The organism is Pseudomonas urethralis, assembly GCF_021602465.1.
In the GTDB taxonomy this organism is placed as follows: Bacteria; Pseudomonadota; Gammaproteobacteria; order Pseudomonadales; family Pseudomonadaceae; genus Aquipseudomonas; species Aquipseudomonas vlassakiae.
Genome location: NZ_BQIJ01000004.1, coordinates 149,414 through 162,907, shown reverse-complemented (window position 1 = coordinate 162,907; position 13,494 = coordinate 149,414). Strand labels below are relative to the sequence as shown.

10 protein-coding genes are annotated in these 13,494 nt (G+C 65.5%); 8 read left to right on the top strand and 2 right to left on the bottom strand.

All coding sequences use genetic code 11. The annotated features are described in order from the left end of the window. Positions 1-14: 14 nt before the first annotated feature. A complete protein-coding gene (locus L6D64_RS08385; RefSeq protein WP_176506332.1) occupies positions 15-1,025 on the bottom strand; it encodes an AraC family transcriptional regulator in 1,011 nt (336 codons plus the stop codon). A 191-nt stretch (positions 1,026-1,216) separates the two neighbouring features. Here L6D64_RS08385 and L6D64_RS08380 point away from each other — a divergent pair, with 191 nt between their 5' ends. The 8 genes from L6D64_RS08380 (at position 1,217) to L6D64_RS08345 (ending at position 12,686) form a co-directional block, all read left to right on the top strand. Beyond that, positions 1,217-1,783 (top strand): RBBP9/YdeN family alpha/beta hydrolase, encoded by a 567-nt coding sequence (locus tag L6D64_RS08380; protein ID WP_176506331.1) that lies wholly within the window; start codon positions 1,217-1,219, stop codon positions 1,781-1,783. An 86-nt stretch (positions 1,784-1,869) separates the two neighbouring features. Then, positions 1,870-3,825 (top strand): DUF1302 domain-containing protein, encoded by a 1,956-nt coding sequence (locus L6D64_RS08375; RefSeq protein WP_176506330.1) that lies wholly within the window; start codon positions 1,870-1,872, stop codon positions 3,823-3,825. 38 nt (positions 3,826-3,863) lie between these two features. Beyond that, a complete protein-coding gene (locus L6D64_RS08370; protein ID WP_176506329.1) occupies positions 3,864-5,222 on the top strand; it encodes a DUF1329 domain-containing protein in 1,359 nt (452 codons plus the stop codon). Positions 5,223-5,244: 22 nt separating this feature from the next. Beyond that, positions 5,245-6,222, top strand: a complete 978-nt coding sequence (locus tag L6D64_RS08365; protein WP_176506328.1) for a WD40/YVTN/BNR-like repeat-containing protein — start codon at positions 5,245-5,247, stop codon at positions 6,220-6,222. Beyond that, positions 6,222-8,687, top strand: a complete 2,466-nt coding sequence (locus tag L6D64_RS08360; RefSeq protein ID WP_176506327.1) for an efflux RND transporter permease subunit — start codon at positions 6,222-6,224, stop codon at positions 8,685-8,687. The genes L6D64_RS08365 and L6D64_RS08360 overlap by 1 nt, the downstream gene beginning before the upstream one ends. After that, positions 8,680-10,449 (top strand): acyl-CoA dehydrogenase C-terminal domain-containing protein, encoded by a 1,770-nt coding sequence (locus L6D64_RS08355; protein WP_176506326.1) that lies wholly within the window; start codon positions 8,680-8,682, stop codon positions 10,447-10,449. The genes L6D64_RS08360 and L6D64_RS08355 overlap by 8 nt, the downstream gene beginning before the upstream one ends. An 11-nt stretch (positions 10,450-10,460) precedes the next feature. Next, positions 10,461-12,107 (top strand): fatty acid--CoA ligase, encoded by a 1,647-nt coding sequence (locus tag L6D64_RS08350; protein ID WP_176506325.1) that lies wholly within the window; start codon positions 10,461-10,463, stop codon positions 12,105-12,107. Between the two features lie 78 nt (positions 12,108-12,185). After that, positions 12,186-12,686, top strand: coding sequence for a methylated-DNA--[protein]-cysteine S-methyltransferase (locus L6D64_RS08345; protein WP_176506324.1), 501 nt, complete (start codon positions 12,186-12,188; stop codon positions 12,684-12,686). A 29-nt stretch (positions 12,687-12,715) separates the two neighbouring features. On the opposite strand, the gene L6D64_RS08340 is transcribed toward L6D64_RS08345, so the two are convergent. Continuing rightward, positions 12,716-13,453, bottom strand: coding sequence for a carbon-nitrogen hydrolase family protein (locus L6D64_RS08340; protein WP_176506323.1), 738 nt, complete (start codon positions 13,451-13,453; stop codon positions 12,716-12,718). Positions 13,454-13,494: the final 41 nt, after the last annotated feature.

The following is a 13,494-nucleotide window of genomic DNA, read 5'->3' as shown; positions in this document are numbered from 1 at the left end:
GTGCACTCGGGTGTTCAGGCCCCCTGCACGGCATGCTGTGCCCGCCAGGTGGCGGGTGGCATGCCGAACTGGGCAATGAACCAGCGGGTGAACGAACTGGGCATCGAATAACCGAGCATGTCGGCGATGCGCCCCAGCGAATAGGTGGGGTTTTCCAGATAACGCATCACCAGGTCGCGGCGCACGTTGTTGATCATGTCCTTGAACGTCAGCCCGTCTTCTTCCAGGCGTCGTTGCAGGGTGCGCACATTCATGCCCTGGGTCTGCGCCACCTGCTCGATGGTGGCGCGGCCCATGGGCAGCAGCAGGTAGATGGTCTTGCGCAACTCCAGCTCCAGGGACGGCGTGCCGCCGGCAGGCAGGGTGTCCAGGTAGCGCCGTGCCAGGCGCGCCATGGCCTCGTTGGCCTGGGGGCTGGCGCAGTCGAGGTCGGCGGCGGGGCAGACGATGCCGTTGAACTCGCTGCCGAACACCAGCGTGCAGCCGAAGATACGTCGATGGATGGCCAGGTCGGCCGGCGCGGCATGGGTGAAGTTGGCGCTGATCGGGTGCCACTGGCCACCCAGCAGCGCCGCACACAGGCGCAGCATCACGCCGATGGCAAGCTCCGTGGCCTGGCGGCTGCACGGCGCCCGCTCGTTGATCACTTCTTCGCGAATGATGACCGTCTTGCCGGCTTCCTCGACATGGATGGCCAGGGCATCGTTGAGCAGGTGACGATACTGGACGATCACTTCCAGGGCATCGCGCAGGTTGCGCTGATGGCTGAGCAGCAGGCTGATCTCGCCGAAATCCGAGAGTTGACGCGATTCGGCCATGCGCAGGCCGAAGGTTTCACAACCACTGACACGGGCCGACTCTTCCAGCAGGGCAATCACGTTGGCCGCCGGAATACGCCGGTTGGGGTCCTCCAGCAGGGCAGCGCTGAGGCCCACCTGGGCGAGCAAGGGGGTGGGGTTCAGGCCCACATGGCGGGACACTTCGAGGTAGTTGGTCAGGCTGGCGGCACGGACGAGGGCGGGCATTTTTATTGTTTTCCGTCAAACGGTCTGTGATTTATAGCCTGCGTGTCATCCATTGAGAAGCACAAGCCAGTAAACGCCGCTTGTCATCAAATGAAAAGTCACTGACGTGCAATGTGAAGCACCCGCCGAGCCCCCTCTTTACTGTGAACCTCGTACCCGATCCAAGCCCCGATGCAAAACGAGGTTCTGACGTGGAAAAACTGCAAACCACCGCCACCGTGCTGATCATCCCTGGCCTGCGCGAGCATGTCAGCGAGCATTGGCAGACCTTGCTCCAGGCGCGCCTTGCCAAGGCCCGCAGCGTACCGCCGCTGCGGGTCGACAGGCTCAGCTGCGATGCCCGAGTCGAAGCCATCCAGCGCGAGCTTGAGCAGATCGACGGTGAGGTGGTGCTGGTGGCGCACAGCGCTGGCGTGCTCATGGTGGCCCACTGGGCCGCTCGCTATCAGCGGCCGATCAAAGGCGCCTTGCTGGCAGCACCGCCCGATCTGCACGCCCAGTGGCCGGCCCACTACCCCAGCCCGCAAAGCCTGGCCGAGCAGGGCTGGTCGCCGTTGCCGAGGGCGCCGCTGCCGTTCCCCAGCATCGTCGCCGCCAGCAGCAACGACCCGCTGGCCAGTTTCGACGCCGCTGGCGTCATGGCCCAGGCCTGGGGCAGCGAACTGGTTGCCCTTGGGCCGGTCGGCCACCTCAACCCGGCAGCCGGCTTTGGCCCCTGGCCGCTGGCCGAGAACCTGATTCGTCGCCTGGACCACTGACCTGCCAACCCCGCACGGATGCCCAAGCCAAGCCCGCAGATGACGGGCGGCCATGAACAACAAGAACAATAAGTGGAGTCATCGCCATGCCACAACACCGCATCCACCGTGCTGTGAAACCACAGCGCTGCCTGCTCGCCTGCGCCATCAGCCTGCTCAGCCTGCCCGGCGCGCAAGCCTTCGAAGTGACTACCGGCAGCGAAGACTGGGCCGTACGCTTCGACAATACCGTCAAGTACAACTATGGCGTGCGCACTGAAAGCGCCGATAAACGTCTGCTGGGCACGCCCAACAGCAATGACGGTGACTACAACTTCCGCAAGGCCGGCACCAACATCACCAACCGCGTCGACCTGCTGACCGAACTGGACGTGGTCTACCAGGGCAACACCGGCTTTCGCGTCAGTACCGCCAGCTGGTACGACAAGGCTTATGACAATACCGGCTCCAACAGCAACCGGCTGGTCAACGGCAACGGTGACCAGTCTGGCATCAATCCCAGCCTCAATGGCCTGCCGGGCACCGGTGTGCCGCTGGGTAGCCCGCACCTGAGCCACTATGCGCAGCGCTACTACAGCGGCCCTTCGGGCGAGGTGCTGGATGCCTTCGTGTTCTTCAGCCGCGAGGTGGGCGAGCAATCGCAAATCAGCGCCAAAGTCGGCCAGCACAACCTGTTCTGGGGGGAAACCCTGCTCAACCCGGTGCACTCGCTCAGCTACGGCCAGTCCGGGCTGGACCTGGCCAAGCTGGCTGCCTCGCCGGGTACCGAAGCCAAGGAGCTGTTCGTCCCCCGCAACCAGTTGTCCACCTCGTTCATGGTCAACCCTGAGCTGACCCTGGGCGCCCAGTATTTCTTCGATTGGGATGCTGCGCGCCTGCCGGAAGCCGGTACCTACTACGGAGGCTCCGACGTGGTGGGCGAGGGCGCCCAGAGCTTCCTGCTCGGCCACACCGGCACCCCGGGGCTGATCCCGGTGCGCGGTGCGCTCACCAGCATCCGCCGTGGCGATGACCTGACCCCGCGCAACAGCGGCGACTGGGGCGTCATGGCCAAGTGGTCGCCCGAGTGGCTCGGCGGCACGATGGGCTTCTACTACCGCAAGACCTCCGAGATCCTGCCGCAGGCCTGGCTCGACGCACGCGGCATGACCGTGGCCCGCGGCCCGTTCGGCGCGCCCCCGGCCAGCCGCCAGGGTGCGGTCGGCAACCTGTACAACTCGTTGCAGAGCACCACCTACCAGTTCGCCTACTCCGACGACATCGACATCTATGGCCTGAGCCTGTCCAAGGACATCGGCGGCATCAGCGTCGGCAGCGACCTGAACATTCGCCACCACATGCCCCTGGCGAGCATCCCGGCGATCGTCAGTGCCCCCGGCACGGCTGGCCTGGGCGGCGGCTTCGGTCTGCTGCCGCCACGCCTGGCCAGCAGCGGTGTGGTCTACGACGTGCCCAAGGACGGCGACAGCCTGAGTGCCACCGGCGAGACCCTGCACTGGACCCTCAACGGCCTGATGACCCTCGGCAACACGCCGCTGTTCGATTCGGCGACGCTGCTGGGCGAGCTGTTCTACAGCAACCTGCTCAAGCTCGATGGCCACAACGAGGCCTTGTACAAGGGCAAGAGCAGCTACCGCGGCATCGACCAGCCGACCCGTGACAACTGGGGAATTGCCGTCAACTTCACGCCCACCTGGTTCCAGGTGATGCCAGGTATCGACCTGAGCATGCCGCTTTCGGTCAACGTCGGCATCGACGGTGTGTCGCCAGTGCAGGGTGGCGGTGCCAAGGACACCGGCAACTATGCGGTGGGCGTCAGCGCCGCCATCTACAACCAGTACTTCGTCGACCTCAAATACGTCGATAGCTTCGGCAAGACCCAGTCCTGCAAGGATGGCCAGACCGACGGCAGCACACCGAACGCCCTCGATGGCGAGCAGGACTACACCTGCTACGGCGGCGGCTACGCCTCCTTCTCCGGCGGTGGTGCCACCACCGAAGACCGTGGCGCCCTGTACCTGACCCTCAAGACCACGTTCTGAGACCTGTCCTCCACAGACTTCACAGGAAAACAACAATCATGAACCACGTGAAAACCCTGTTGGCCACCTGCCTGTCCCTGGCTGCCCTCAACGCTGCCCACGCTGCGGTATCGCCTGACCAAGCGGCCAAGCTGGGCAAGAGCCTGACCACCCTGGGCGCGGAACAGGCCGCCAGTGCCGATGGCTCGATCCCGGCTTACCAGGGCGGCTTGCTGACGCCACCGGCCAGCTACCAGAGCGGCGCCAGCATGCGCCCCGACCCGTATGCCAACGAAAAGCCGCTGCTGGTCATCGATGGCAAGAACGCCGACCAGTACAAAGCCCAGCTGACGGCCACCACCCTGGAACTGCTCAAGCGCTTCCCGACCATGCGCGTCGATGTCTACCCGACCCATCGCAGCGTGGCGCTGCCCCAGGCGGTGCTGGACAACACCCTGAAGAATGCCACCGGCGCCAAGAGCCAGGAGGGCGGCACTGCAGTGGACAACGTGCTACCGGGCATTCCGTTCCCGATCCCGCAGAACGGCGCCGAGGCGATGTGGAACTTCCTGCTGCGCTATCAGGGCGTGAGCATGACCGCCAAGTACGATTCGTGGAACGTCGACGCCGCCGGCAAGCCGTCGCTGTCGACCACCGGCCAGGCCAACATCAGCTACCCGATCTACGAAGACATGAACAAGCCGATCGGTGCCAAGGACACGTACTACCAGATGAAACTGGTGTATACCGGCCCCGCCCGTCGTGCCGGTGAAGCGATGATGCTGCGCGATGCCGCCAACCCGCTGGTGCAGCCGCGCAGCGCCTGGCAGTACCTGCCGGGGCAGCGTCGGGTCAAGCTGGCGCCGAACCTGGCCTACGACACACCCAACCCGGGGACTTCAGGGTCTGGCACCTACGACGACGTGTTCGTATTCAACGGCGCCCTTGACCGCTACGACTGGACCCTGGTCGGCAAGCAGGAAATGTACGTGCCGTACAACACCTACCAGCTGACCTACAACACCGACGTCAAGCAGTTGATCACCCCCAATCATCTTGCCCCGCAGTTCGTGCGCTGGGAAAAACACCGCGTGTGGGTGGTCGAAGGCAAGCTCAAGGACGGTGCACGGCACATCTACCACAAGCGCCGCTTCTACCTCGACGAGGACAGCTGGGTGGCCTTGGCCTCGGACCAGTATGACGCCCGCGGCCAGCTGTACCGTGGCTCATTCGCCTTCCTCACCCAGAGCTACGACAAACAGACCCCGGATGCCACGCCGTTCATGATCTACGACCTGGTCGGCGGCACCTACAACCTCAACGGGGTGGTCGGCGCCTACGGCGGTATCCGCTACATCGACCCGTTGTCCAAGGCGCAGTGGTCGCCTGAGTCGCTGGCCGGCAACGGCATTCGCTGAGCGCATGGCGCAGAGGTGGGCAATGGCTGTCTTCAAACGATGCAGCGTGGCGATACTGCTCTGGGGCGCGCTGCAAGGCGCGCTCCAGGCAGCGCCTTTCACCGACGTGCTGGACCTGCCGGCCATGCCCAGTGCATTGGCCGCGGGCAGTGCGCTGCGTGATGTGACCCGGGCCGGTGGGCGCCTGGTGGCGGTGGGCCCGCGCGGGCACATCCTGTATTCCGATGACCAGGGTGCGCACTGGCAGCAAGCCCAGGTGCCGGTCAGCGCCGATCTCAATGCCGTCAGCTTCCCCACTGCCCAACACGGTTGGGCGGTGGGCAACGACGGCGTGGTGCTGCACAGCCGCGACGGTGGCCAGCACTGGGAAAAGCAGCTCGATGGCCGTGAATTGGCCGAGGGTACCGACAGCACCTTGCTCGATGTCTGGTTCAGCGATGACCAGCACGGCTATGCCGTGGGCCTGTTCAACCTGTTGCTGCGCACCGTGGACGGCGGCCAGCACTGGTTGCCCTGGCAGGACCACAGCGACAACCCGCAGGGCCTGCACCTGACCAGCCTGGCGCCGGTCGGTGACGCGCTGTACATCACCGGCGAGCAGGGCCTGTTGCTCAAGCTGGATGCCGCAGGCGAACGCTTCGACCAGGTGCCGACGCCGTATGCCGGCACCTTGTTCGGCGCCGTGGGCAAACCCGGGCTGCTGCTGATCTACGGCTTGCGCGGCAATGCCTACCGCAGCACCGATGGCGGCCAGCAATGGCAACCGGTCAGCAGTGGGGTGAAGACCAGCCTCACGGCGGCCAGCCTTGGCACAGGCGGCGATGTCTGGCTGGCCAGCCAGGCCGGCGACCTGCTGCTCAGCCGCGACGGTGGCGCCAGCTTCAGACTGCAGCCACAAGCCACACGTGGCCCGGTGACCGCGCTCACCGACGACGCCGGTACCGGCCTGGTACTGGTGGGCGAGCGGGGCGCGCGTACCTTCGACGAGAGAAGACCCTGATGGCCGATATCCGCCAAGACCCACTGCCGGTGATCCACGACCTTGCCGACTTCGACCCCCGTTCGGGCAATCGCCTGGAGCGCCTGGTATTCAACCACCGCCTGGCCTTCGTGCTGGGCATGCTGTTGACCACTCTGGTGCTCGGCTACCTGGCACTGACCCGCCTGGAACTGCGCCCCAGCTTCGAAAAAATGCTGCCGCAGAGCCACCCCTACATCCAGAACTACCTGGCAAACCGCCAATCGCTGCGCGGCCTGGGCAACTCGGTGCGGGTGGTGGTGGAGAATACCCGCGGCGACATCTTCGACCCCGACTACCTGCAGGCCCTGCGCCAGATCAACGACGAGCTGTTTCTCAGCGATGGCGTCGACCGCGCCTGGATGAAATCGTTGTGGAGCCCGGCAGTGCGCTGGACCGAGGTCACCGAGGAGGGCTTCCAGGGTGGCCCGGTGATGCCCGACGGCTACCGAGGTACGGCTGCCGACATCGAACAGCTGCGGCAGAACATCGAACGCGCCAGTATCGTCGGCAGCCTGGTGGCCCGCGACTTCAAGTCGAGCATGCTCATCGTGCCGCTGCTGGACCAGGATTCGGCCACCGGCAAAGGCATTGACTACCGGGCCTTTTCGCAAAAGCTCGAACACCTGCGCAGCCGCTATCAGGCCAGCGGCCAGTACCAGATCCACGTGATCGGCTTTGCCAAACTGATGGGCGACCTGATCGATGGGCTGATCCAGGTCATGGCGTTCTTTGCCCTGGCCGTGGTCACCAGCCTGGTGATCATCTACCTGTACACCCGCTGCGTGCGCAGCACCTTGCTGGTGGTGCTGTGTTCGCTGACCGCAGTGGTCTGGCAGCTGGGCATCGTCGCCTGGCTGGGCTATGCCATCGACCCGTACTCGATTCTGGTGCCGTTCCTGATCTTCGCCATCGGTGTGTCCCACGCTGCGCAGAAGATGAACGGCATCCTCCAGGACATTGGCCGCGGCACTCACCGGCAGATCGCCGCACGCTACACCTTCCGCCGCCTGTTCGTGGCCGGGGTCACCGCGCTGCTGGCGGACGCGGTGGGCTTTGCCGTGTTGATGCTGATCGATATCCCGGTGATCCAGGACCTGGCCATCACCGCCAGCATCGGCGTGGCGGTGCTGATCTTCACCTCGCTGCTGCTGATGCCGGTGGCATTGTCGTACGTCGGTGTCGGCCGCAAGGCCGCCGAGCGCGCCTTGTACATCGATGCCCGCGCGGCGCAGCACCGGGGCTTTGGCCGCGTGTGGGACGTGCTAGACCGTTTCACCGAGCGCAAGTGGGCCAGCGGTGCACTGCTGGTAGCCATGGTGCTGGCCGCCATCGGTGCATGGGGCAGCCTGCAGCTGAAGATCGGCGACCTCGACAGCGGTGCCCCGGAGTTGCGCGCCGATTCGCGCTACAACCGCGACAACGCCTTCATCACCCGTCACTACGCGCTCAGCAGTGACACCTTTGCAGTGATGGTCAAGACACCGCCGGAAGGCTGCCTGCGCTACCAGACGCTGGTGCTCGCCGACCGCCTGGCCTGGGAGCTGCAACAGTTGCCTGGGGTGCAGACCACGCTGTCGCTGGCCAACGCGGTGCGCCAGATCACCGCCGGCACCTACGAGGGCAACCCGCGCCTGAACAGCCTGCAGCGCAACCAGGACGTGCTCAACTACGCCGCCCAGCAGGCCTCGGTCAACACCCCTGAGCTGTTCAACAACGACTGCTCGCTGATGCCGGTGATCGCCTACCTCAAGGACCACCGTGCCGACACCCTGGCGCAGGTCGCCGTCGCCGCCGAGCGTTTCGCCCAGGCCAACGGTAGCGAGGATCGTCAGTTCCTGTTGGCCGCCGGCAGTGCCGGTATCGAGGCCGCCACCAATAGCGTCGTGCGCGAGGCCAACCATCGCATGCTGCTGCTGGTGTACCTGGCCGTTACCCTGTTCTGCCTGTTCACCTTCCGCAGCTGGCGCGCCACCGTGGTGGCCGTCCTGCCATTGATGCTCACCTCGCTGCTGTGCGAAGCGCTGATGGTGGCCCTGGGCATCGGCGTCAAGGTCGCCACCTTGCCGGTGATCGCTCTCGGCGTAGGCATTGGCGTCGACTATGCGTTGTACCTGCTCAGCGTCCAGCTGCATCACCAGCGTGCCGGCCTGCCACTGGCCCAGGCCTATAAGAAGGCCGTGGCCTTCACCGGGCGCGTGGTCGGCCTGGTGGGCATCACCCTGGCCGCCGGTGTGGTCGGTTGGGCCTGGTCGCCCATCAAGTTCCAGGCCGACATGGGCCTGCTGCTGACCTTCATGTTCCTCTGGAACATGCTCGGCGCGCTGGTGCTGATCCCGGCGCTGTCGCACTTCCTCCTGCGTGGCCATGGCGCCCCGGCGGCAAGCCGGGCCCGCGCCGCGTCACGTTCGTCAACCCCAGAAACCGAGTGTTCGCCTCATGTCTGATTACCTTCCGCCACTGCGCGACATGGATTTCCTGTTAAACGAAGTGTTCGATATCCCGGCCTGGTGGGCGCAGACCCCGGCGCTGGCCGAGCAGGTCGATGCCGACACCGCCCGGGCCGTGCTCGAACAGGCCGGCAAGCTGATTGCCGACGTGGTGGCGCCGCTCAACCGCAGTGGTGACGAGCAGGGTTGCCGTTGGGATAACGGTCGCGTAATCACCCCGGATGGCTTTGCCGACGCCTACCGGGCGTTTGCCGAAGATGGCTGGGTGGGTGTGGCCGGCGCCCCGGAATATGGCGGCATGGGCATGCCGAAAGTGATCGGCGCCCAGCTCGAAGAAATGCTCAACGCGGCCAACCTGTCGTTCGGCCTGTACCCGATGCTCACCGCAGGCGCCTGCCTGTCACTGCTCAACCACGCCAGCGAGCCACTCAAGGCCCGTTACCTGCCGCCGATGTATGAAGGGCGCTGGACGGGCTCGATGTGCCTGACCGAGCCGCACTGTGGTACTGACCTGGGCCTGCTGCGCACCCGCGCCGAACCCTCGGCCGATGGCTGCTACCGGATCAGCGGCAGCAAAATCTTCATTACCGGGGGTGAGCAGGACCTGACCGAGAACATCATTCATCTGGTGCTGGCCCGCCTGCCTGATGCACCTGCAGGTGCAAAGGGCATTTCCCTGTTCCTGGTGCCGAAAGTGCGGGTCGGGGACGATGGCACGCTGGGTGAGGCCAACGCGGTCAGTTGTGCTTCGATCGAGCACAAGATGGGCATCAAGGCCTCGGCCACCTGCGTGATGAACTTCGACGGCGCCATCGGTTACCTGGTCGGCGAGCCGAACAAGGGCCTCAATGCCATGTTCACCATGATGAACTACGAGCGTCTGGGCGTGGGAATTCAGGGCCTGGCCCTGGGCGAGCGCTCCTACCAGAACGCCATCGCCTATGCCCGCGACCGCCTGCAGGGCCGTGCACCGACCGGCGCCGAGGCGCCCGGGCAGGCCGCCGACCCGATCGTCGTGCACCCGGATGTGCGGCGCATGCTGCTGACCATGAAGGCACTGAACGAAGGCGGTCGGGCGTTTTCCACCTACGTGGCGCTGCAGTTGGACCTGGCCAAGTACAGCGAGGATGCCGGCGCGCGTCGTCTGGCCGAGGCCAGGGTGGCCTTGCTGACGCCGGTGGCCAAGGCTTTCCTCACCGACATGGGCCTGGAAACCACCGTGCATGGCCAGCAGGTGTTCGGTGGCCACGGTTATATCCGTGAATGGGGCCAGGAACAGCTGATCCGCGATTGCCGCATTACCCAGATCTACGAAGGCGCCAACGGCATCCAGGCCCTCGACCTGGTGGGGCGCAAGCTGCTGGGCGATGGTGGCCAGACCTACCGCTTGCTGTCGGCAGAGATCCGCACCTGCGCCGAGGCGTTTTCAGCCGAGTTCGCGACTCCGCTGCTGGCGGCACTGGACGAACTGGACGAACTGACGGACTGGGTGCTCGACCGTGGCCAGGGCAACCCCCAGGAGATAGGCGCTGCGTCGGTGGAGTACCTGCATGCGTTCGGCTACACGCTGTATGCCTACCTGTGGGCACGCATGGCTGAAGTCGCCCTGAACACCTTACAGCCCGAGCCGTTGCACCAGAGCAAGCTGGCTACCGCGCGCTTCTTCTTCGCTCGCCTGCTGCCACGCACCCATTCGCTCAGCGCCAGCGTCAGGGCAGGCAGCCACAGCCTGTACCTGCTCGATGCCGACCTGCTGTGAAGGAAGCCGCGATGACTACCACCCGCATCATGCCGGCCGCCGAACAGGCCTATGGCTACCCGTTGCTGATCAAGCGTCTGCTGTTGTCGGGCGTGCGCTACCAGCCGAACCAGGAAATCGTCTACGCCGACACGCTGCGCTACTGCTACACGACGCTGATCGAACGCATCCAGCGCCTGGCCAACGTGCTCACCGAGGCCGGGGTCAGGCCTGGCGACACCGTCGCCTTGCTCGACTGGGACAGCCACCGCGCCCTGGAATGCTTCTTCGCCGTGCCGATGCTCGGTGCGGTGCTGCATACCGTCAACGTGCGGCTGTCCACCGAGCAGGTCCGCTATACCATGAACCATGCCGAAGACCGGCTGGTGCTGGTGCATGACGACTTCCTGCCGCTGATGGAGCAGCTGCACGACGAGCTGCCGACGGTGCAAGGCTTCATCCGCCTCAGCGATGGCGCCTGTGACCAGCCGACACTGCCCACGCTGGGCGAGTACGAGGCGCTGCTGGGCGCGGCGGGCGCCAGCTTCGACTTCCCCGACTTCGACGAAAACTCCCTGGCCACGCTGTTCTACACCACCGGCACCACCGGCCAGCCCAAGGGCGTGTACTTCAGCCATCGCCAGCTGGTGCTGCACACCCTGGCCGAACAGGCGACCCTGGCTGCCTGCGGCGCTGAGCCGCTGTTGCGCGAGGGCGACGTGTACATGCCGATCACGCCGATGTTCCATGTGCATGCCTGGGGCGTACCCTATGTGGCCACGGCGCTGGGCATCAAGCAGGTCTACCCGGGGCGCTACGAGCCCAACCGCCTGGTACGGTTGTATCGGCAGGAGGGGGTGACCTTCTCGCACTGCGTGCCGACCGTGCTGCAGATGATGCTCGACTGCGACGAAGGCCGGCGCACCGACCTGGTCGGCTGGAAGATGCTGCTCGGTGGCAGCGCGCTGACTGTAGGGCTGGCGCAGCGCGCCAGCCACCGCGGCATCCGCGTGCACTGCGGCTATGGCATGTCGGAAAGCTGCCCGCTGCTCAGTGTCACCCGCCTCAGTACGCAGGACCTGGCGCTGCCCGTGGCCGAGCAGGTGCCGTTGCGCATCAGTGCCGGTGTGCCGATCGCGCTGGTGGACCTGCGTATCGTCGACGACGCAGGCCATGATGTGCCGCACGATGGCGAGCGCCTGGGTGAAGTGGTGGTGCGCGCGCCATGGTTGACCCAGGGTTACCTCAACGAACCGGAGCAAGGCGCTGCGCTGTGGCGCGGTGGCTGGCTGCACACCGGTGACCTGGCCTGCGTCGATGCAGGTGGCGTGTTGCGCATCCGTGATCGCATCAAGGATGTGATCAAGACCGGTGGCGAGTGGATCAGCTCGGTCGAACTGGAAAGCCTGATCAGCCAGCACCCGGCCGTCGAGGCGGTGGCAGTGGTCGGCGTGCCGGACCCGCAGTGGGGCGAGCAGCCGCTGGCCTTGCTGGTGTGCACTGAAGGCCGGCAACTGGATGCGGCGGCACTGGCCGAACACCTGCAACCCTTTGTCGCCAGCGGCCAGCTGAACAAGTGGGCGATTCCACGGCAGATACGCTGTGTCGGGCAAATTCCGAAAACCAGCGTAGGCAAGGTCGACAAGAAGCTGATCCGGCAGTCGCTGCTCACCGAATAACCTGCGCAAGAAAGCGAGTGCGGGAGGCGGCGCGCGACGTTAAAGTGCGCTGAAACGGGTTTGCCGGAGGGAACTCAGATGTCCAGCGCCTTTACCTTGATGCCGTCTCCGGTCGGCACCCTGACCCTGGTGGCACGCGGCGAGCGCCTCGCCGCCGTGCTGTGGGAGGAGGAGCGCGAGAACCGCGTGCGGCTTGGCCAGCTGCACCGCGATGACCGCCATCCGACGCTGCGCGAAACGGCCCGGCAACTGGGCGAGTACTTCGCTGGCACGCGCCAGCGCTTTGAACTGGCGCTGGACTTTGCCGGTACCGAATTCCAGCGCCAGGTATGGGCGGCCTTGCTGACCATTCCCTTTGGCCAGACCCGCAGCTACCACGACATCGCCTGCCAGATCGGCAACCCCGGTGCCGTGCGGGCAGTGGGTGCAGCCAACGGGCGCAACCCGATCTCGATCATTGCGCCGTGTCACCGGGTGATCGGCGCATCCGGGAGCCTGACCGGGTTTGCCGGGGGCTTGCCGGCCAAGCAGTATCTGCTGGCGCTGGAGGGGCGGCAGAGCCTGGCCCTGGACCTCTGAACAACCTGCACCGGCCGCTTCGCGGGTGTTCAATTCAGGCCGAGAGGTACACCGAGCGCAAGGTTGCTGGCGGTATCCAGCAGGATCAGGCCTTCGGCTTTGTCATCCAGCGCCGCCAACAGATTGCCCTGGTTGTCCCAGGCTGCCGAGCCGCCGGCCCCGATGAAGTTGTCAGCCGGCCCGACGCAGTTGGCCAGCAGCACCGGTATGCCCAAGGTGCGCGCCACCTCCGGGTAATGTTCGTGGCCCTCGCGGATACCTTTGGCGGTCTTGGCCACGCTGACCAGATACAACTCGGCACCCAGCCCATGGGCCTGCGCGGCATGTTCGATGAACATCGATTCGTAGCAGATGGCCGGGGCGATCTGCAGCGCCCCGGAATCGAACACCAGTGGTTGATCGCCAGGCGTGAAGAACGGCCGTTCATCGTCATGCAGGCGCTGCTTGGCGTACGTCAGGGGCGGCAGGCCCGGGCGCAGGATGGGCATACCGATGCGAATGCCCTCTGCGGTCGGCAGTGGCATGCCCACGGCAGCGCTGATTGCCAACTGATCGCAAAGCGCCTGCAACGGTTGGAGGCGGGCCGAGGTCACCGGCAGGGCCACCTGGCGCGCCAGGGTGGGTTCGTAACCGGTCAACGACAGTTCCGGGAACACCACCAGTTCCGCGCCCAGTGCCGCGGCTTGCTCGATGCAGCGCAGATGGCGGGCGAGGTTGCCGGCCAGGTCGCCCTTGCGCGACGCCAGTTGTACGGCACAGAGTTTCATGGTGGGTCCCTTCCCTGGTACAGGTCGAAGGCCGAGCATAC

Bases quoted from the DNA above. Each gene is read 5' to 3' on its own strand.
- L6D64_RS08385 (WP_176506332.1), bottom strand. From the start codon at position 1,025: ATGCCCGCCCTCGTCCGTGCCGCCAGCCTGACCAACTACCTCGAAGTG.
- L6D64_RS08375 (WP_176506330.1), top strand. From the start codon at position 1,870: ATGCCACAACACCGCATCCACCGTGCTGTGAAACCACAGCGCTGCCTG.
- L6D64_RS08370 (WP_176506329.1), top strand. From the start codon at position 3,864: ATGAACCACGTGAAAACCCTGTTGGCCACCTGCCTGTCCCTGGCTGCC.
- L6D64_RS08365 (WP_176506328.1), top strand. From the start codon at position 5,245: ATGGCTGTCTTCAAACGATGCAGCGTGGCGATACTGCTCTGGGGCGCG.
- L6D64_RS08360 (WP_176506327.1), top strand. From the start codon at position 6,222: ATGGCCGATATCCGCCAAGACCCACTGCCGGTGATCCACGACCTTGCC.
- L6D64_RS08355 (WP_176506326.1), top strand. From the start codon at position 8,680: ATGTCTGATTACCTTCCGCCACTGCGCGACATGGATTTCCTGTTAAAC.
- L6D64_RS08350 (WP_176506325.1), top strand. From the start codon at position 10,461: ATGACTACCACCCGCATCATGCCGGCCGCCGAACAGGCCTATGGCTAC.
- L6D64_RS08345 (WP_176506324.1), top strand. From the start codon at position 12,186: ATGTCCAGCGCCTTTACCTTGATGCCGTCTCCGGTCGGCACCCTGACC.
- L6D64_RS08340 (WP_176506323.1), bottom strand. From the start codon at position 13,453: ATGAAACTCTGTGCCGTACAACTGGCGTCGCGCAAGGGCGACCTGGCC.